We start from the raw sequence: 21,560 nt of genomic DNA on the forward strand, positions 1-21,560 counted from the left end.
GCAAATGGCCGCGACACCACCTTCTCCTGGTGGGCGAGCGGACTTCCGCTCTCGCAAAGACAAAACCAACGAGGAGTTTGGCGACATGGAATACAGACGGCTTGGATCATCGGGACTGAAAGTGCCTGCCTTGAGCTTCGGCGCCGGCACCTTCGGCGGCAAGGGGCCGCTCTTCAGCGCGTGGGGCAACAGCGACGCCGCGGAAGCCCGGCGGCTGATCGACATCTCGCTCGAAGCCGGCGTCAATCTCTTCGATACCGCAGACGTTTACTCCGACGGTGCGTCCGAGAGCGTGCTCGGCGCGGCCATCAAGGGCCGGCGTGATGCCGTGCTTCTCTCCACCAAGATGGCATTGCCGATGGGCGACGGACCGAACGACGCCGGCACGTCGCGCACGCGTCTCGTCAAGGGCGTCGACGATGCCTTGAAGCGGCTCGGCACCGACTACATCGACCTTTTGCAACTGCACGCCTTCGACGCGGGAACGCCGGTCGAGGAGGTGCTTTCGACACTCGACAGTCTGGTTGCCGCCGGCAAGCTGCGCTACGTCGGTGCCTCAAACTTTGCCGGCTGGCAATTGATGAAATCGCTGGCTGTCTCGGAGAAGCACGGCCTCGTGCGCCACGTCGCCCACCAGGTCTACTATTCGCTGGTTGGACGCGACTACGAATGGGAACTGATGCCGCTGGGCGCCGACCAAGGCGTCGGCGCTCTTGTCTGGAGCCCGCTCGGCTGGGGACGTCTCACCGGCAAGATCCGCCGCGGCAAGCCGTGGCCCGAAGGCAGCCGCCTGCACGACACCGCGGCCTTCGGCCCACCGGTCGATGATGAGAAGCTCTACGATGTCGTCGACGTGCTCGACCAGCTCGCGGAGGAAACCGGCAAGACGATCCCTCAGATCGCCATCAACTGGCTGCTGCAGCGCCCGACGGTCTCGAGCGTCATCATCGGCGCCCGCAACGAGGAGCAGCTTCGCCAGAACCTCGGCGCCGTCGGCTGGTCGTTGTCAGCGGACCAGATCGCCCGACTCGACGCGGCGAGCCGAACGACGCCGGCCTACCCCTACTTCCCCTACTACCGCCAGGAGGGTTTTGCCCGCATCAATCCGCCGATCGTCTGACCGAGGATGGCCAATGTTTCGCACGCCCGTCCGGGCGTGCGAATGCGTTGCGCCGCCCTGATTTTCTGCGGGCGCTTTCGCGCTTGCATTCTCGATTTGCATTGCACAAACTTCGTGGCGATGGGGGGCGTCAGACCCGCCACGAAGGGGATCAAATCCGGCATGTCGATCAAGGCCAGTATCTATCACCTGACCCACTATATCTATGACCGTCCCGTAAGCCTCTCGCCGCAGATCATCCGGCTGAAGCCCGCTGCCCATTCCAAGACCAAGGTCATCAGCCACTCGCTGAAGGTTTCGCCCGGCAACCATTTCGTCAACCTGCAGCAGGACCCCTACGGCAACTACCTCGCCCGTTTCGTCTTTCCCGATCCGGTGAGCGAGCTGAAAATCGAAGTCGATCTCGTCGCCGACATGACCGTCTACAACCCCTTTGACTTTTTCGTCGAGGAAGAGGCCGAACATTGGCCCTTCCCCTACCCCGAGGATCTCAGCGACGATCTCCGGATCTATATGACGCCGGAGCCGCTCGGCCCGGCGCTCTCCGCCTTCATGGCAACGGTCGACCGTTCCCGCCAGCGCACCATAGACATGGTCGTCGGGCTCAACGCACGCCTGCAGAAGGAAGTCGGCTATGTGATCCGCATGGAGCCGGGCGTGCAGGACCCGGAGCAGACGCTGACATCGGCAAGAGGATCCTGCCGCGATTCCAGCTGGCTGCTCGTACAGATCCTGCGCAATCTCGGCTTCGCCGCCCGCTTCGTCTCCGGCTATCTCATTCAGCTGACGCCGGATCTGAAAGCCCTCGACGGCCCCTCCGGCACCGACCACGACTTCACCGACCTGCATGCCTGGGCCGAAGTCTACCTGCCCGGCGCCGGCTGGGTCGGGCTCGACCCGACCTCGGGCCTGCTGACCGGCGAGAGCCACATTCCGCTTGCCGCAACGCCCCATTACCGCAACGCCGCGCCGATCTCCGGAGAATTTTTCGGCGATCCCGAGACCCGCACCGACTTCGCTTTCGACATGAAGGTGAGGCGCGTCGCCGAGCACCCGCGCATCACCAAACCCTTCTCCGACGAAAGCTGGGATGCGCTGAATGCACTCGGCGGGAAGGTTGACCGGGAGCTTGAGGAAAACGACATCCGCCTGACGATGGGCGGCGAGCCCACCTTCGTTTCGATCGACGACTTCGAGTCCGAGGAATGGAACACGGAGGCCGTCGGACCAACCAAGCGCGAGAAGGCCGACACACTGATCCGCCGGCTGCGTGAACGCTTCGCCCCCGGTGGCTTCCTGCATTATGGCCAGGGCAAATGGTATCCGGGCGAAACCCTGCCGCGCTGGACCTTCTCCCTCTACTGGCGCAAGGACGGCGTGCCGATCTGGCGCCGGCCGGACCTGATCGCCGAGGAGACCGGCCGCCACGACGTGACGGTAGCGGATGCCGAACGCCTGCTGCATCTGGTCGCAGGCGAATTGAGCCTGCCGACCGAAATGGTCGTGCCGGCCTTCGAAGACCCGGCCGACTGGCTGCTGAAGGAGGCAAACCTCCCCGACAACGTCGATCCTGCCAACTCCAAGCTGAAGGATCCCGAGGAGCGCAGCCGCATGGCCCGCGTGTTCGAGCGCGGCCTGACGGCGCCGACCGGCTATGTTCTGCCGGTGCAAGCCTGGAACACGCGCGCCACCGGCGTGAAGTGGATGAGCGAGAAATGGCAGACGCGCCGTGGCCGCATCTTCCTCGTTCCCGGCGACAGCGCCGTCGGCTATCGCCTTCCGCTCGGCGCCCTGCCCTATGTCGCGCCCTCCGCTTACCCCTATATCCATCCGGTCGATCCGACGGTCCCGCGCGACGATTTGCCGGACTTCAGCGAAAGCAGCGCCCGCACGCAGCATGCACGCTTCCAGGCCTCGGAAGTTCCGGAAACGCCGCTCCCGGCGCCTCGCGACGAGATCGCCGGATTGGTGCGCACCGCCATCAGCGTCGAGCCGCGCGACGGCCGGCTCTGCGTCTTCATGCCGCCGACGACAAGCGTCGAGGAGTATCTCGATCTGATCGCGTCTGCGGAGCGCGCTGCCGCTGCGATCGGCCTGCCCGTGCACATCGAAGGCTATGCACCGCCGCAGGACGAGCGCATCAACGTCATCCGCGTCGCGCCCGATCCCGGCGTGATCGAGGTCAACATTCATCCGGCCGCCCATTGGCAGGACTGCGTCGATATCACCACGGCGATCTACGAGGAGGCGCGCCAGAGCCGGCTCGGTGCCGACAAGTTCATGATCGACGGCCGTCACACCGGCACCGGCGGCGGCAATCACGTGGTCGTCGGCGGCGCCAATCCGAATGACAGCCCGTTCCTGCGCCGCCCGGATCTGCTAAAAAGCATGGTGCTGCACTGGCAGCGGCATCCCTCGCTCTCCTACCTGTTCTCCGGCCTCTTCATCGGCCCGACCTCGCAGGCGCCGCGTATCGACGAAGCCCGGCACGACCAGCTCTATGAACTCGAAATCGCCCTGGCGCAGGTGCCGATGCCGGGCTCTGCAACGCCGCCGCCCCCGCCCTGGCTCGTCGACCGGCTGTTCCGCAACCTGCTCGTCGATGTCACCGGCAACACCCATCGGGCGGAGATCTGCATCGACAAGCTGTTTTCGCCTGACGGGCCCACCGGCCGCCTCGGCCTCGTCGAGTTCCGCGGTTTCGAGATGCCGCCGAACGCCCGCATGTCGCTCGCCCAGCAATTGCTGGTGCGCGCCCTCATCGCCCGCTTCTGGAAACACCCGGTCGACGGTCGCTTCGTGCGCTGGGGCACAGCTTTGCACGATCGTTTCATGCTGCCGCACCACGTCTGGCAGGACTTTCTCGACGTGCTCGCCGATCTCCGGGCGCATGGCTTCGATCTGAAACCGGAATGGTTCGAGGCCCAGCTCGAGTTCCGCTTCCCCTTCTGCGGCGAGGTCGAGTACGAGGGTGCAAAGCTCGAAATCCGCCAGGCGCTCGAACCCTGGCACGTGATGGGCGAACAGGGCGCGATCGGCGGCACCGTGCGCTATGTCGACAGCTCGATCGAACGGCTGCAGGTCAAGCTCGATACCGCCAATCCCGAGCGATATACGGTCGCCTGCAACGGTCGGCCCGTGCCGCTCACACGCACTGGTTCGAATGGCACGGCGGTGGCCGGCGTCCGCTACAAGGCGTGGCAGCCGGCCTCTGGGCTACATCCGGTGCTACCGGTCAACACTCCCCTCACATTCGATATCTATGATACATGGTCGAATCGGGCGATCGGCGGTTGCATCTACCATGTCGCCCACCCGGGTGGGCGCCACTACGACACGTTTCCGGTCAACGGCAACGAGGCGGAGGCGCGGCGCCTGGCGCGGTTCGAGCCTTGGGGCCATACGCCGGGAGGCTATCCGCTGCGCCCCGAAAGCCCGTCGACGGAATTCCCGATGACGCTTGATCTCAGGCGTCCACCAGGAGCGTAAATGCCGAAGAAGCAGACAGCGGCCGCAAACCATCCGGGCACCGACGACGATCCGGTCTTCGGCTACCGTGCCCTACCGGGCATTGCCGACGAAATGCTCGATCAGGAGGGCAATGTCCGCCCGGTCTGGCAGCGGTTGCTCGCGACGCTTGGGCGGCTCGACGAGACCGAACTTGCCAACCGCTTCGCGCGCGCCGACCGCTATCTGCGCGACGCCGGCGTGTTCTATCGCGTCTATGGCGCCAAGGAGAGTTCCGAGCGAAGCTGGCCGCTGTCGCACATTCCGGTTCTGATCGACGAAAAGGAATGGGCGCACGTCTCGCAAGGCCTCGTGCAGCGCGCCGAACTTCTGGAAAAGGTGGTCGCCGACATCTATGGCGAGAACCGGCTGGTGCGCGAAGGGCTGCTGCCGCCGGCGCTGGTCGCCTCCAATCCGGAGTTCCTGCGCCCTCTCGTCGGCGTGAAACCGGCCGACGGCCACTTCCTGCATTTCGTCTCCTTCGAGATCGGCCGTGGCCCCGACGGTAACTGGTGGGTCCTGTCCGATCGCACCGAGGCACCTTCGGGCGCCGGCTTCGCCCTGGAGAACCGGGTCGCGACCACGCGTGCCTTCTCCAATCTTTATGCCGAAAGCCACGTCCACCGGCTGGCCGGCTTCTTTGGCGAGTTCCGCGACACGCTCCAGAGCCGCCGGCTGCACCCGGACGACCGCATCGCCGTTCTTTCGCCGGGGATCGCCAACGAGACCTATTTCGAACATGCCTATATCGCCCGCTATCTGGGCTTCATGCTGCTTGAAGGCGAGGATCTGACCGTGATCGGCGGCCGGGTGATGGTGCGCACCGTCGCCGGCCTCAAGCCCATCGGCGTGCTCTGGCGTCGTCTCGACGCGGCCTTTGCCGATCCGCTCGAGCTCAATCAGTCCTCGCATATCGGCACACCCGGCATTGTCGAGGCGCTCAGGGCCGGCTCGGTCTCAATCGTGAACGCGCTCGGCACCGGCATCGTTGAAACCCGCGCCTTCCTCGCCTTCATGCCGGCGATCTGCCGCCATCTGCTGGGCGAGGAACAGAAGCTGCCCTCGATCGCCACCTGGTGGTGCGGCCAGGGCGCCGAACGCGAACAGGTCGCCGCCAACCTCGACCGCATGGTCATCGGCCCCGCCTACCAGACCCGCCCCTTCTTCGACGACAATGGCCAGTCGGTACTCGGCCGTACGCTCGATGAGAAGGCCCGGGCCTCGATCGCAGATTGGCTTAGCGCCGAGGGCGGCAAGCTCGTGGGCCAGGAGGTGGTCACGCTCTCGACCACCCCTGCCTGGGTGCGCGGGCGGCTGACGCCGCGGCCGATGAGCCTGCGGGTGTTTGCGGCACGCACCCGCGACGGCTGGCAGATTATGCCAGGGGGCTTTGCCCGCATCGGCTCCGGCGACGATGTCGCCGCGATCGCGATGCAGGCGGGCGGCACCGCCGCCGATGTCTGGATCGTCAGCGATCGACCGGTCGAGCGCACGACGCTGCTTCCGGCCGAGGAAAGTTTCACCCGCAACATGCCGGGAAGCCTGCCGAGCCGGGCGGCCGACAATCTCTTCTGGCTCGGCCGCTATATCGAGCGTGCGGAAGGGGCGCTGCGCATCCTGCGCGCCTGGCACGGCCGCTTCGCCGAAACCGCCGATCCGGACCTGCCGCTCCTTAAGGATGTCGGCGACTATCTCGCAGCCCTCGACATCGATGCGCGCCAGCCGGTGCCCGACAGCCTGCTCGCCAATATCGCAAGCGCCCTCTTCAGCGCCGGCAACATCCGCGACCGGTTCTCGCCAGACGGCTGGCTGGCACTGAACGACCTGTCGCAGACGGCGCGCAAGTTCCACGCGACGGTGCAGGCCGGCGACGACGCGACCCGCGCGATCACCGTGCTCCTGCGCAAGCTCGCCGGCTTTGCCGGTCTCGTGCATGAAAACATGTACCGCTTCACCGGCTGGCGCTTTCTTTCGATCGGCCGCTATATCGAGCGCGGCCTGCACATGACCCGGCTGCTCGGCCACATGTCGGGGCCGGATGCGCCCGATGGCGCCTATGACATGCTGCTCGAAATCGGCGACAGCGTCATGACCCATCGCCGGCGCTACAATGTCAGCACCGCCGCCTTGACGGTCACCGACCTCCTGGCGCTCGATCCGCTCAATCCGCGCTCGGTGCTTTACCAGTTGAATGAGATCAAGACCGAGGTCGAGCTCTTGCCGAACGCCTTCGTCAACGGCCAGATGTCCTCCTTCTACCGCGAGGCGATGCGGCTGCATTCGGGCCTGGCGGTGATGACACCGGAAGCCATGAACCTCGGCGTCTACAATCGGTTGGAGCGGGATCTCGAAAGCCTGTCCGATCTGCTCGCGCGCACCTATCTCGGCTAGCCATGCTTTACGACATCAGCCTGAAGATCATCTATGACTACGAAGTGCCGGTGTCCGGCGGCCGCCACCTCGTGCGCGTGCTGCCGGCGACGCTGCCCGGTCGCCAGCGTCTCGTCGTCGGCTCGCTCAGCTGCCATCCCATGCCGGCCGAACGTACCGAGAGCATCGACTTCTTCGCCAACCCGTTTACGTCGATCCTCTTTCGCACCTCGCATGCCGACCTGACAATCCGCATGCAGGCGCGCGTGCAGGTGGAAGCACAGGCCCTGACCGCGGACTTCTCCCCTGACCTCACCGGCCTGCCGGCAGAGCTTGCGGCCTGCTGGTCCGTCGATGCCGACGCGCCGCATCACTTCGCCGGCCCGAGCCCACTCTTGCCCGAGGTCGCCAACATTGCCGCCTACGCGCGTGACACCATTACCGACACGATGACGGTGCGCCAGATCGCCGTCGCATTGTGCGACCGCATCCATCGCGACTTCGCCTATGACGGCGAGGCGACAACCGTGAACACGACGCCGGCAGAAGCGTTCAAGCTCAAGCGCGGCGTCTGCCAGGATTTCGCCCATGTCATGATCGTGGCGCTCAGAAGCCTCGGCATCCCTGCCGGCTATGTTAGCGGTTTCCTAAGGACGATCCCCCCGCCCGGCAAGGAGCGCCTGGAGGGGGCCGATGCCATGCACGCTTGGGTGCGCGTCTGGTGCGGCACAACCGGTGGGTGGCTCGAACTCGATCCGACCAACAATATTCCGGCTGGAACCGACCATATAGTCGTCGGTCATGGCCGCGACTACGGCGATGTCGCGCCCGTCATCGGGGTCCTGAAAAGCTACGGCAGCCAAACGACGAAACAGGCGGTCGACGTCATTCCGGTACCGTGACCCGATTTGGCACAGGCCGATTCCCGCTTCGGAACAGACAGGGTGCCGCAGAACCCCTTACAACAACCGGTTTTCCGGCAATCCATTAAAATTGCAAGGATTGCCGGAACGATATCGTAAGCCATCGCCGCTATTGATGCCCCCAAGCTTGCAACGTGTTCCTTTGGGGTGTGCAAAGATGGGAAGACGATACACGGTAGGCCGGTCCTTCGTAGCCATGCTCAAGGACCGGGGTGGCAATTTTGGCATCATGGCAGCACTCGCGGCGCCATTGGTGTTGGCAGCCGGCGGCGTCGCCGTCGATCTGGCCACCATGATGACGACGAAAAACCAGATGCAGGATGCAGCCGACGCGGCAGCACTTGCGGCTGCGTCCGCACTGGTTGCAAACAAGGATACGCTGGCGACCGAGAAGGCCAAGGAAATCGCCTTGAACTTCCTGAAGGCGCAGTCGGGCGCAAGCTCGACCGATCTGCCCGGTGGAGCCGGCGGCAGCGACCCGGGCACCAGCAGCGCTTCCGCGGGCGGCGTGACCGACCCGACGGAGACCCAGGTTCAGCCGACGGTCGACATCGTCATGACGACTGTCGGCAAGAGCGACAAGGCCTTCAAGGTCACGATCGTCAACAAGCAGACAATTCAGCTCAACCCCATGACGCGGTTGCTCGGACAGAAGTCCGTCAATCTGGAAACGGTAGCCGTTGCCGAGAGCGCGACGGAAACCAAGAACGCCATGTCGATGTATCTCGTGCTCGACCGCTCGGGCTCGATGGCCTTCGTGACGAATGTGAAGGACGAGAAGCGCACCAAGTGCAAGAACTGGACGGCGGAGAACTGGGGCAAGAGCATCTCTGAGACCAGCCCTTGCATGATCGACAAGATCACGACCTTGAAATCCGCGGTTGAGACGCTGCTGAAGCCACTCACCGAGATGGACCCCGACAACAAGTATGTCCGTGTCGGCGCTGTTTCCTATAGCAGCTCCATCTTCCCGGAAGAGAAACTGGCCTGGGGCACGACGAAGGCCAGTACCTACGTCAAGAACCTGGAGGCGAACGGCGGCACGGATTCGAGCGGCGCCTTCGCCAAGGCCGTCACGGATCTGAAGCTCAAGGGCGAAAACGACGCGCACACGGCATCCAACGGCCTGACGCCGAAAAAGTACATCGTCTTCATGACCGATGGGGCGAACACACATTTCGAAGGAAAGGCGTTGACCATCCCGGCGGCGCCAAAGCCGGAACCGGAACTCGACAAATACAAAGCCCAGGATTCCAAATCCGACACGGCAACGCTCCAGGCGTGCCAGGATGCCAAGGACGCCGGCATTCGCGTCTTCACCATCGCCTTCATGGCGCCGATCCAGGGAAAATCGGTGCTCAGCCGATGCGCCAGCAGCACAGCCGACTACAAGTCGCCGGAAGATGCCGCAGCTCTGGTCAAGGTTTTCGGTGAAATCGGCGCCACCACCTCGGGCAAGATGGCACGCCTGACAAGGTAAGACAGACCACATCGCTGACGATGCCGCCCGGCCCCGCCGGGCGGCATTTTGCGTTTCGGCGGGATACGTTCTCCACCGTCTGAGACAAGTCTAATCCATTTAAAAACATCTGTTGCAAGCGCTTCGGATCGATGCATAAATTGGCTTTATCCCCGGTCGGGTCCGGCCTGCGATCTCCCAACGCAAAAGGGTAAAGACAGTTTCATGATGAACAGGCTCTCCACCAACGACGTGCCGCAGCCCGCCCCAAGGTCGTCTGAACCTAGCCAGCTCGCCGTCGAAATCCTCGAACGTCTGAAGTACCGCATCGGCAAGGACCCGAAGGTCGCCAAGCCCCATGACTGGCTGACGGCGGCGATCCTGGTTGCGCGTGACCGCATCACCGACAAGTGGATGGACTCCACCCGCAAGACCTACGCAACCGGCGCCAAGCGCGTTTATTATCTCTCGCTCGAATTCCTCATCGGCCGGCTGATGCGCGATGCGATGACCAATATCGGCCTGATGGACGAGATGCGCGACGCACTCGCCTCCCTCGGCGTCGATATCGATGTCGTCGCCCAGCTCGAGCCGGATGCGGCCCTCGGCAATGGCGGTCTCGGACGGCTGGCTGCCTGTTTCATGGAATCGATGGCGACCGTCGACGTACCCGCCTATGGCTACGGCATCCGCTACATGCATGGCCTCTTCCGCCAGCAGATGGCCGATGGCTGGCAGGTGGAACTACCCGAAACCTGGCTTGCCCACGGCAACCCCTGGGAATTCGAACGCCGCGAAAGCTCTTACGAAATCGGCTTCGGCGGCGTGGTCGAAACCGCCAATGTCGACGAGGAAATCCAGCGTTTCGTGTGGAAACCGGCCGAGCGCGTCATCGCCACCGCCTTCGACACGCCCGCCGTCGGCTGGCGGGCAAAACGCGTCAACACGCTGCGCCTGTGGACCGCGCAGCCGATTGACCCGATCCTGCTGGCCGCCTTCAACGCCGGCGACCACATCGGCGCCCTTCGCGAAAGCAACAAGGCGGAAAGCCTGACGCGTGTTCTCTATCCGGCCGACGCGACGCCAGCGGGCCAGGAGCTGCGCCTACGCCAGGAATACTTCTTTTCCTCGGCCTCGCTGCAGGACATCCTGCGCCGTCACCTGCAGCAATACCCGGACTTCAACTCGCTGCCGGACGCCGTCGCCATCCAGCTCAATGACACCCATCCAGCCATTTCCATTGCCGAACTGGTGCGGCTCTTGACCGACCTGCACGGCCTCGATTTCGAGCAGGCCTGGGACATCACCCGCCGCACGATCTCCTACACCAACCACACGCTTCTGCCCGAAGCGCTCGAAAGCTGGCCGGTACCGCTGATCGAGCGCCTGCTGCCGCGCCACATGCAGATCGTCTATGCGATCAACGCCAAGATCCTGATCGAGGCCCGCCGCCAGAAGGGCGCCACGGACGACGAAATCCGCAACATCTCGCTGATCGACGAAAGCGGCGAACGACGCGTGCGCATGGGCAATCTCGCCTTTGTCGGCTCGCACTCGATCAACGGCGTTTCGGCACTGCACACCGAGCTGATGAAGGAAACGGTATTTGCCGACCTGCACAAGCTCTACCCGGACCGCATCAACAACAAGACCAACGGCATTACGCCGCGCCGCTGGCTGATGCAGTGCAATCCCGGTCTCTTCGGACTGATCCGCGACGCGATCGGCGACGAGTTCATGGACAATACCGAGGCGCTGCAGGCGCTCGACGTCTTCGCCGACAAGGCGGACTTCCAGGAGCATTTCGCCGCGGTCAAACGCGCCAACAAGGTGCGCCTCGCGCAGCTCGTGCAGAGCCGCCTCGGCATCCGGCTCGATCCGTCGGCGATGTTCGACATCCAGATCAAGCGCATCCACGAGTACAAGCGCCAGCTCCTCAACATCATCGAGGCGGTGGCGCTCTACGACCAGATCCGCTCCCATCCGGAGCTCGACTGGGTGCCGCGCGTCAAGCTCTTTGCCGGCAAGGCGGCGCCGAGCTATCACAATGCCAAGCTGATCATCAAACTGGCCAACGACGTCGCCCGTGTCGTCAACAATGATCCGGCGGTGCGCGGCCTCCTGAAGATCGTCTTCGTGCCGAACTACAACGTCTCGCTCGCCGAGATCATGGTTCCGGCTGCCGACCTTTCCGAGCAGATCTCGACGGCCGGCATGGAAGCATCGGGCACCGGCAACATGAAGTTCGCGCTGAACGGCGCCTTGACGATCGGTACGCTCGACGGCGCCAATGTCGAGATGCGCGACTGGATCGGCGAGGAAAACATCAAGATCTTCGGCATGACCGCCGAAGAGGTGACCAGGGCACGCGCCGAAGGTCACAATCCGCGCGCCATCATCGAAGGCTCGCGCGAGCTGTCGCAGGCGCTGCAGGCGATTGCGTCCGGCGTGTTCTCGCCCGATGACCGCAATCGCTTCGCAAGCCTCGTCGAAGGGCTCTACAATCACGACTGGTTCATGGTCGCTGCCGATTTCGAAGCCTACGCCAAGGCGCAGCGCGAGCTCGACCAGCTCTGGACGACGCCGTCCGACTGGCACGCGCAGGCAATCCGCAACACCGCACGGATGGGCTGGTTCTCGTCCGATCGCACCATCCGGCAATATGCCGGGGAAATCTGGAGAGCTGGATGACGCCCTCGGCCGGCAAGGACCCGGAACCCGCAGCTTCAGGTCTGCTGTCAGCCCCGGATATCGCGGCCATCCTCAAGGGCACGCATGACGACCCCTTTGCGGTTCTTGGCGTGCACCCCGTCGGCAAGACCGTCCTTGCCCGCTGCTTCGTCCCCGATGCCGAGACGGTGACAGTCGAAACGCTCTCGGGCAAGGACCTGGGGGCGATCGAACGGCGCGACGATGCCGGCTTCTTCGAAGGCCCGGTGGCGCTGAAGAAGCCACAACCCGTCCGCTACCGCGCCCGCAATCAGGGCGGCGAATGGGTGGTCGTCGATCCCTACAGCTTCGGTCCGGTTCTCGGACCGATGGACGATTATTACATTCGCGAAGGCTCGCATCTCAGGCTCTTCGACAAGATGGGGGCGCACCCGATCGAGCATGACGGTGCCAGCGGCTACCATTTCGCCGTCTGGGCACCCAATGCGAAGCGTGTTTCGGTCGTCGGCCAGTTCAACGACTGGGACGGCCGTCGCCACGTCATGCGGCTGCGCACCGACACCGGCATTTGGGAAATCTTCATTCCCGGCGTCGATGCGGGCCTTGTCTACAAGTACGAGATCCTCGACCGCAACGGCACGCGTCTGCCGCTCAAGGCCGATCCCTTTGCCCGGCGCTCCGAACTGCGCCCGAACACGGCCTCGATGACCACGCCGGAAATCGCGCAGACCTGGGACGACGAGGCACACCGCAAGCATTGGGCCTCGGCCGACGCAAGACGGCAACCGATCTCGATCTACGAAGTGCACGCTGGTTCCTGGCAGCGCCGCGACAATGGCGAGATGCTCTCCTGGGACGAGCTTGCCGACCGGCTGATCCCCTACTGCGTCGACATGGGCTTTACTCATATCGAGTTTCTGCCGATCTCGGAGTTTCCTTTCGACCCCTCCTGGGGCTACCAGACAACCGGTCTTTATGCGCCGACCGCCCGTTTCGGCGAGCCCGAAGGTTTTGCCCGCTTCGTCAACGGCTGCCACAAGGTCGGCATCGGCGTCATCCTCGACTGGGTGCCGGCACATTTCCCGACCGACGAGCACGGCCTGCGCTGGTTCGACGGCACCGCACTCTACGAACACGAGGATCCGCGCCAAGGCTTCCACCCCGACTGGAACACGGCGATCTACAATTTCGGCCGCCAGGAAGTGCTGTCGTTCCTCGTCAACAATGCGCTCTACTGGGCGGAAAAATTCCATGTCGACGGCCTGCGCGTCGATGCGGTCGCCTCGATGCTCTACCTCGACTACTCGCGCAAGCACGGCGAGTGGGTGCCGAACGAATATGGCGGCAACGAGAACCTCGAGGCCGTCCGTTTCCTGCAGACGCTGAACACGGAAATATACGGCTCTCACAGGGGTATCCTGACGATCGCCGAGGAATCGACCTCCTGGCCGAAGGTCTCCCATCCGGTCCATGCGGGGGGTCTCGGGTTCGGCTTCAAGTGGAACATGGGCTTCATGCACGACACGCTGCAATATCTGTCGCGCGAGCCGGTGCACCGCAAGTTCCACCACAACGACCTGACATTCGGCCTGCTTTATGCCTTCAACGAGAACTTCGTGCTGCCGCTGTCCCATGACGAGGTCGTGCACGGCAAGGGCTCGCTGATCGCCAAGATGGCCGGCGACGACTGGCAGAAGTTCGCCAATCTCCGGGCCTACTATGCCTTCATGTGGGGCTATCCCGGCAAGAAGCTCTTGTTCATGGGTCAGGAGTTCGCGCAATGGCGCGAATGGTCCGAGGATCGAGCGCTCGACTGGAACCTGCTCGAATACCATCTGCACGAGGGCATGCGACGGCTGGTGCGTGACTTGAACGGCACCTACCGCGCCAAGCCGGCGCTGCATGCGCGCGATTGCGAAGGCGAAGGTTTCGAATGGCTGCTGGCCGACGACCGCGACAACTCGGTCTTTGCCTGGCTGCGCAAGGCGCCCGGCGAAAAACTCGTCGCCGTCATCACCAATTTCACCCCCGTCTACCGGGAAAGCTACGCCATCCCGCTGCCAGTCAAGGGTCGCTGGAAGGAGATCCTCAACAGCGACGCGGAAATCTATGGAGGAAGCGGCAAGGGCAATGGCGGCGCGGTTTTTGCCGAGAAGAACAGCACGGGAGCGATCATGGCCAACATCACCCTGCCGCCGCTCGCGACACTGATGCTGGAACAGGAGTAATTTATCCGATCCGCCAGCCGAAGGCGGCGGAAGACTGCAAATATCGAGGGCCGCAAGGCGTCGCAGAAGGCCGCCGTGACGACCCCTTAAGGTCAATGAATGGGGAGGACAAATGGTGGAAAAGCGTACGCAACCTCTGGCACGTGATGCCATGGCCTATGTTCTCGCCGGCGGTCGCGGCAGTCGCCTGAAGGAACTGACCGACCGACGGGCGAAGCCGGCGGTCTATTTCGGCGGCAAGGCCCGTATCATCGACTTCGCGCTGTCGAACGCGCTCAACTCCGGTATCCGCCGCATCGGCGTCGCCACCCAGTACAAGGCGCATTCGCTGATCCGCCACCTGCAGCGTGGCTGGAACTTCTTCCGCCCGGAGCGAAACGAAAGCTTCGATATTCTCCCGGCCAGCCAGCGCGTTTCCGAAACGCAATGGTACGAAGGCACGGCCGACGCCGTTTACCAGAACATCGACATCATCGAGGACCATGGCGTCGAATACATGGTGATCCTTGCTGGCGACCATATTTACAAGATGGACTACGAATTGATGCTGCAGCAGCACGTCGATTCCGGCGCCGACGTCACCATCGGCTGCCTCGAGGTGCCGCGCATGGAAGCAACCGGCTTCGGCGTGATGCATGTCGACGAAAAGGACCGCATCATCGCCTTCGTCGAGAAGCCGGCCGATCCGCCGGGCATTCCCGGCAATCCGGAGATGGCGCTTGCCTCCATGGGCATCTATGTCTTCCACACGAAGTTCCTGATGGATCTTCTGCGCCGCGACGCCGCCGATCCGAAATCGAGCCGCGACTTCGGCAAGGACATCATCCCCTACATCGTCGATAACGGCAAAGCCGTCGCCCACCGTTTCGCAGAGTCCTGCGTGCGGTCGGACTTCGAGCGCGAGGCCTACTGGCGCGACGTCGGCACGATCGATGCCTATTGGCAGGCCAATATCGACCTGACCCACGTGACGCCGGAGCTCGACATCTACGACAGCACCTGGCCGATCTGGACCTTTGCCGAGATCAAGCCGCCGGCGAAATTCGTGCATGACGATGAAAACCGCCGCGGCTCGGCAACCTCGTCGCTGATCTCCGGCGACTGCATTATCTCAGGCGCCGCGCTCAACCGCAGCCTGTTGTTCACAGGTGTCCGCGTAAATTCATATTCCCGTCTGGAGAATGCCGTAGTTCTTCCCGATGTGAAGATCGGTCGCCACGCGACGCTGCGCAACGTGGTCATCGACAGCCGTGTCGTGATCCCCGAGGGCCTCGTCGTCGGGGACGATCCGGTGCTCGATGCCAAGCGTTTCCGGCGTTCGGAAAACGGCGTCTGCCTGATCACGCAAACGATGATCGACAAACTGGGAATGTAGGCATCCATGAACGTCCTCTCCGTTGCGTCCGAAGTCTATCCGCTGATCAAGACCGGGGGGCTTGCCGATGTCGTCGGCGCGCTTCCGGCAGCGCTTTTGCCGCACGGCGTCAAGACCCGCACGCTGGTGCCCGGCTATCCGGCCGTGCTGCAGAAGCTGAAGAAGAAAAAGAAGGTCGGCAGTTTCGAAAACCTGTTCGGCAATCCGGCGACAGTTCTCGCCGCCGAAATCGACGGGCTCGATCTGCTGGTCCTCGACCAGCCTGAACTCTACGCCCGAGACGGCGGCCCCTATGTCGATGCCACCGGCCGCGACTACGTCGACAATTTCCGCCGCTTTGCCGCACTCTCGCTTGCGGCGGCCGAAATTGCCGGCGGCGATGTCGTCTCGGGCTGGAAACCCGATATCGTTCACGCCCATGACTGGCAGACGGCGCTGACGCCGGTCTACATGCATTTCGGCCCGGCGGCCGCAACGCCGACGGTGATGACGATCCACAACATCGCCTTCCAGGGCCAGTTCGGCGCCTTAATCTTCCCCGAGCTTGCCCTTCCCGCCGAAGCCTTCTCGATGCAGTTCGTCGAATATTACGGCGACGTCGGCTTCCTGAAGGGCGGCCTGCAGACCGCCGACGCCATTACCACCGTCAGCCCCTCCTATGCGCAGGAAATCCTGACGCCCGAATTCGGCATGGGCCTCGAAGGCCTGTTGAAGAGCCGCGTCGCCGACCTCTCTGGCATCGTCAACGGCATCGACGCCGACATCTGGGATCCGCAGACCGACCCGCACATCGCCCAGCATTTCAGCGCAACGAGCCTGAGGCAGCGCGCTGCCAACCGGCGTGCGCTCGAGGAACGCTTCGGCCTTGAAAAAGGCAACGGCCCGATCTTCTGCGTCGTCAGCCGGCTCACCTGGCAGAAGGGCATGGATCTGGTCGCCGAGATCGCCGACGAGCTCGTCTCCATGGGCGGCAAGCTCGTGGTGCTCGGCTCCGGCGACGCGGCGCTCGAAGGCGCGCTGCTCGCCGCTGCCTCCCGCCATCGCGGCCATATCGGCATGGTCACCGGCTACAACGAGCCGCTGTCGCATCTGATGCAGGCGGGCTCCGACGCCATCCTCATTCCGTCGCGCTTCGAGCCCTGCGGGCTTACCCAGCTCTATGGCCTGCGCTACGGCTGCGTGCCGGTCGTCGCCCGCACCGGCGGGCTTGCCGATACCATCATCGACGCCAACGAGGCCGGGCTTGCGGCCAAGGTCGCGACCGGCTTCCAGTTCACGCCTGTCAATGCCGATGGGTTGCGGCTTGCGATCCGGCGGGTGCTGCGTGCATACAGCGAGCCCAAAGTCTGGTCGAAAATTCAGACCCAGGGCATGAAATCGGACGTTTCCTGGGCCACAAGTGCCGAGCGTTACGTCTCTCTTTATTCCGGACTTCTCGGGAAAGGTTAAGTCAGCATGATAAGAACGGTTACCACAACTCCCTACGGCGACCAGAAGCCTGGCACGTCAGGGCTGCGCAAGAAGGTCCCGGTCTTCCAGCAGAAGAACTATGCCGAGAACTTCATCCAGTCGATCTTCGATTCGCTCGAAGGCTTTCAGGGCGAAACGCTTGTCATCGGCGGCGACGGTCGCTTCTACAACCGCGAAGTCATCCAGATCGCCATCAAGATGGCGGCGGCCAACGGCTTCGGCCGCGTGCTCGTCGGCCGCGGCGGCATCCTGTCGACGCCGGCTGCCTCCAACGTCATCCGCAAGTACAAAGCCTTTGGCGGCATCGTGTTGTCGGCCAGCCACAATCCTGGCGGCCCGACCGAAGACTTCGGCATCAAGTACAACATCGGCAATGGCGGCCCGGCACCGGAGAAGATCACTGACGCGATCTTCGCGCGCAGCAAGGTGATCGACAGCTACAAGATCTCCGATGTCGCCGACATCAACCTTGATGCCGAAGGCACGCAGGACATCGACGGCATGACGATCACCGTCATCGATCCCGTCGCCGATTATGCCGAGTTGATGGAAAGCCTGTTCGACTTCAGCGCGATCCGCAAAATGATTGAAGGTGGCTTCCGCGTCGTCTTCGATGCGATGAGCGCCGTTACCGGTCCCTATGCCAAGGAGATCATCGAAAAGCGACTCGGCGCGCCTAAGGGCTCGGTGATGAACTTCATCCCGCTGCCCGATTTCGGCGGCCACCACCCGGACCCGAACCTGGTTCATGCCCGCGCACTCTATGAGACGATGATGGCGCCCGACGCACCGGATTTCGGCGCCGCTTCCGACGGCGACGGCGACCGCAACCTCGTCATCGGCCGCGGCATCTTCATCACACCGTCCGACAGTCTGGCCATGCTCGCCGCCAACGCGCATCTGGCACCCGGCTATGCCAAGGGTCTTGCAGGTATCGCCCGTTCGATGCCGACCAGTGGTGCTGCCGACCGTGTCGCCGAAAAGCTCGGCATCGGCATCTACGAGACGCCGACCGGCTGGAAGTTCTTCGGCAACCTGCTCGACGAGGGCATGGCGACGATCTGCGGCGAGGAAAGTGCGGGCACCGGCTCCAACCACGTGCGCGAGAAGGACGGGCTCTGGGCAGTCCTGCTGTGGCTCAACATTCTGGCCGTGCGCAAGGAAAGCGCGCTCAACATCGTCAAGAACCATTGGGCGACCTACGGCCGCAACTACTATTCGCGCCACGACTACGAAGAGGTCGATTCTGATGCGGCCAATGGCCTGATCGCCAACCTGCGCGACCAGCTTGCCACGCTGCCCGGCAAGTCCTTCGGCGCGCTCAAGGTCGCGACCGCGGACGACTTCGCCTACAACGATCCGGTCGACCATTCCGTCAGCAAGAACCAGGGCATCCGCATCTTGTTCGAAGGCGGCTCCCGCGTCGTCTTCCGCCTGTCGGGCACCGGCACATCGGGAGCAACGTTGCGCGTCTATATCGAGCGCTTCGAGCCGGACGCCTCGCGTCACGATATCGAGACGCAGACGGCGCTCGCCGATCTCATCGCCGTTGCCGAAGAGATCGCCAGCATCAAGACCCGCACCGGCCGCACCGAGCCGAGCGTCATTACCTGAGATACCGCACTATCGGGGCCGCTTGATGCGGCCCTTTTTCGTTTGCCGCTTACCCCCCTCTGCCCTGCCGGGCATCTCCCCCACAAGGGGGAGATCGATCTGCGGCACGGCCTTGCCCTAAGATGGCGTTGACGTCGCAGGGATCCCCTCGCCCGTAAACCAACGCATCGGTTTATCGGTGGAATGGGAGGATGCCACAAGTCGACCTCCCCCTTGTGGGGCAGATGCCCGGCCGGGCAGAGGGGGGTGGGTCACACACACCGACGACACCACGAAGAGGGCCGCCTTCATGCCGACCAAAGGAAACCCACCCCTCGGTGCCACCATCACCTCCGAAGGCACCGTGTTTTCGGTCTGGTCGCACAATGCCGCCCGTATCGATCTCTGCCTTTTCGACAAATCAGGCGCCAAACAGCTGCGCCAGCTGCCGATGACGCGGAACGGCGACATTCACAGCTTGAAGGTTGCCGACGCGCCGAAAGGAACGCGCTACGGCTTCCGGGCCGATGGCGTCTATTCGCCCGATCACGGTCTCTGGTTCGATCCATCCAAGCTTCTCGTCGATCCCTATGCCATCGAACTCGACCGCCCGTTTGGCCATGATCCGCGCCTGACGATCTTTGGCGAAGACACCGCCGACCTCGTACCGAAAGCGATCGTCACCGAGGTGAAGGCTGCCAAGGTGAAGGCGCCGCTCTTTCGCGCCGGCGGCCTTGTCTACGAAATCGCCGTCAAGCCTTTCACCATCCTCCATCCCGACGTACCCGAAGCCAAGCGCGGCACGGTGGCCGCCCTCGCCGAGCCCGCCATCATCGAACATCTGAAGCGCCTCGGTGTCTCGGCCATCGAGCTGATGCCGATCGTCGCCTGGATCGACGAACGCCATCTGCCACCGCTCGGTCTGAAGAACGGCTGGGGTTACAATCCGATCGCCCCTATGGCACTCGATCCGAGCCTGGTGCCGGGTGGCATCAAGGAGCTGCGAAAGACCGTCGAGGCGCTGCGCAAGGCCGGCATCGGCGTCATCCTCGATCTCGTTTTCAACCACTCCGGTGAAAGCGATCGCTTCGGCACAACGCTGTCGATGCGCGGCCTCGACAACCTGACTTATTATCGTCACGCCACCGACCGCCCGGGCGAGCTGATCAACGATACCGGCTGCGGCAACACGATCGCCTGCGACAATCCGGTGGTCGAGGCACTGATCCTCGACAGCCTGCGCCACTTCGTCAGCGCTGCCGGCGTCGACGGCTTCCGCTTCGATCTCGCTTCGATCCTCGGCCGCGACATGGGCGGCTTCCACCGCGATGCCCCACTCTTCCAGGCGATTGCGGCCGATCCGCTGCTTGCCGACCGGGTGCTGATCGCCGAGCCCTGGGATATCGGTCCCGGTGGCTACCAGCTCGGCAATTTCCCCGCGCCCTTCCTCGAGTGGAACGACCGCGCCCGCGACGACCTCCGCATCTACTGGCGCGGCGACCGCCATTCGATCGGCGCGCTGGCGACAGCGCTTGCCGGCTCCTCAGGCAGTTTCGTCCGCTGGGGTGAGAGCGGCACGCGCACGGTCAACTTCATCGCCGCCCATGACGGCTTCACGCTGGCCGATCTCGTCTCCTATGCCGGCAAGCACAACGAGGCGAACGGCGAGGAAAATCGCGACGGCCACAACGAGAACCATTCCTGGAACAATGGCGCCGAAGGGCCGACCGCGGATCCGGAAATCAAGGCGGCTCGCCGCCATGACGTAATGGCGCTCATCGGCACGCTCTTTGCCACCCGCGGCACGATCATGCTGACCGCCGGCGACGAAGCCGGGCGCAGCCAGCAAGGCAACAACAACGCCTACTGCCAGGACAACGCCATCACCTGGCTCGACTGGACGGCGATGGACGACGAGATCGTCGCCCGTACTGCGGCCCTGTCAGCCATGCGCTCACGCTTCGGCGTTTTCGACGAGACCACCTTCCTGACCGGAAACGGCGACGTCGAGTGGTGCCGTCTCGACGGTCACCCGATGACCGTGAGCGACTGGGAGCATCCGGCAACGGACAATCTGACAATGGTGTTGACCACCCCCGACCGCACCCAGAAGCGGGCAACGCGGCTTGCCGTCGTCATCAATCGCAGCCATGCGCCGCATCCCCTCCGCCTGCCCGACAGCGTCAATGGAAAATGGCAGGATGCGCTCGCAGCGTCATCCCCCGCCGATCACGTGGCGCCGCGCTCCGTTGCCTTCTTCGTCGAGGTTTTCTAAAGCTTTTCCACCACTTGCAGGTTGCAACGGGCGAGCCTATAGATCGCTTGGGGGGCTTGTTTCGAGGCGTTTACATGCTGCACGACATTTCACTTTCTGAGATCAAGGTGCTGGTCGGCAAGGAGGTCGGCGTTTCCGACTGGATCACGGTCACGCAGGAAACAATCGACAAATTCGCCGAGGCAACCAGCGACTATCAGTATATTCACGTCGACCCGGTGCGGGCCGCTGCCGAAACGCCCTTCGGCGGCACGATCGCGCATGGCTTCCTATCGCTCTCATTGCTCTCGGCGATGAACTACAATTGCCTGCCGAAAATCCGCGAACAAACCATGGGCATCAATTACGGCTTCGAGAAAGTGCGCTTCATCGCGCCGGTGAAGAGCGGCGCCAAGGTGCGCGGCCACTTCACCATGGCCGATGCCCGCTTCCGCGGCGCCAGCATGCTGATGATCACCTACGACGTCAGCGTCGAGATCGAAGGCGAGCGCAAGCCGGCGCTGACGGCAACCTGGCAGACGATCATCCAGTTCGATCCCAAGGATCGCCCCGCCGATGCCTGAGGCGGTT

Annotated in this window: 12 protein-coding genes; all 12 read left to right on the plus strand. The window is 63.5% G+C overall.

Features of this window, described 5'->3' with window-relative positions; translation table 11 throughout:
* Window positions 1–85: 85 nt before the first annotated feature.
* The gene (locus IB263_RS19755; RefSeq protein WP_034786838.1) at window positions 86–1,120 is read left to right on the plus strand and encodes an aldo/keto reductase; all 1,035 of its coding nucleotides are present in this window, start codon (window positions 86–88) and stop codon (window positions 1,118–1,120) included.
* A gap of 162 nt (window positions 1,121–1,282) precedes the next feature.
* Complete coding sequence (locus IB263_RS19760; protein ID WP_192438894.1) at window positions 1,283–4,609, plus strand: DUF2126 domain-containing protein; 3,327 nt, start codon at window positions 1,283–1,285, stop codon at window positions 4,607–4,609.
* Window positions 4,610–7,018 carry a circularly permuted type 2 ATP-grasp protein gene (locus tag IB263_RS19765; protein WP_060517588.1) on the plus strand — a complete coding sequence of 803 codons (2,409 nt, stop codon included), beginning with the start codon at window positions 4,610–4,612 and terminating at the stop codon, window positions 7,016–7,018. It begins immediately after the preceding gene.
* A gap of 2 nt (window positions 7,019–7,020) precedes the next feature.
* On the plus strand, window positions 7,021–7,899 hold the full coding sequence (locus tag IB263_RS19770; RefSeq protein ID WP_113135917.1) for a transglutaminase family protein: 879 nt from the start codon (window positions 7,021–7,023) through the stop codon (window positions 7,897–7,899).
* A gap of 178 nt (window positions 7,900–8,077) precedes the next feature.
* A complete protein-coding gene (locus IB263_RS19775; RefSeq protein ID WP_060581285.1) occupies window positions 8,078–9,400 on the plus strand; it encodes a pilus assembly protein TadG-related protein in 1,323 nt (440 codons plus the stop codon).
* Between the two features lie 207 nt (window positions 9,401–9,607).
* The gene (locus IB263_RS19780; RefSeq protein ID WP_034787265.1) at window positions 9,608–12,070 is read left to right on the plus strand and encodes a glycogen/starch/alpha-glucan phosphorylase; all 2,463 of its coding nucleotides are present in this window, start codon (window positions 9,608–9,610) and stop codon (window positions 12,068–12,070) included.
* Entirely contained in the window at window positions 12,067–14,277 is a 2,211-nt protein-coding gene (gene glgB, locus IB263_RS19785) for a 1,4-alpha-glucan branching protein GlgB (protein WP_192438895.1), read from the plus strand. Before IB263_RS19780 ends, glgB begins: the two co-directional genes overlap by 4 nt.
* 112 nt (window positions 14,278–14,389) lie before the next feature.
* Window positions 14,390–15,652 carry a glucose-1-phosphate adenylyltransferase gene (gene glgC / locus IB263_RS19790; RefSeq protein WP_034786853.1) on the plus strand — a complete coding sequence of 421 codons (1,263 nt, stop codon included), beginning with the start codon at window positions 14,390–14,392 and terminating at the stop codon, window positions 15,650–15,652.
* 6 nt (window positions 15,653–15,658) lie between these two features.
* Window positions 15,659–17,101, plus strand: a complete 1,443-nt coding sequence (gene glgA / locus IB263_RS19795; protein WP_192438896.1) for a glycogen synthase GlgA — start codon at window positions 15,659–15,661, stop codon at window positions 17,099–17,101.
* A 6-nt stretch (window positions 17,102–17,107) separates the two neighbouring features.
* The gene (locus IB263_RS19800) at window positions 17,108–18,736 is read left to right on the plus strand and encodes an alpha-D-glucose phosphate-specific phosphoglucomutase (protein WP_192438897.1); all 1,629 of its coding nucleotides are present in this window, start codon (window positions 17,108–17,110) and stop codon (window positions 18,734–18,736) included.
* Window positions 18,737–19,025: 289 nt separating this feature from the next.
* A complete protein-coding gene (glgX, locus tag IB263_RS19805) occupies window positions 19,026–20,990 on the plus strand; it encodes a glycogen debranching protein GlgX (RefSeq protein ID WP_192438898.1) in 1,965 nt (654 codons plus the stop codon).
* A gap of 74 nt (window positions 20,991–21,064) precedes the next feature.
* Window positions 21,065–21,553 (plus strand): MaoC family dehydratase, encoded by a 489-nt coding sequence (locus IB263_RS19810; RefSeq protein WP_034786863.1) that lies wholly within the window; start codon window positions 21,065–21,067, stop codon window positions 21,551–21,553.
* The last annotated feature ends 7 nt before the right edge of the window (window positions 21,554–21,560 follow it).

This window comes from Ensifer sp. ENS03, assembly GCF_014852035.1.
Lineage (GTDB): Bacteria > Pseudomonadota > Alphaproteobacteria > Rhizobiales > Rhizobiaceae > Ensifer > Ensifer adhaerens.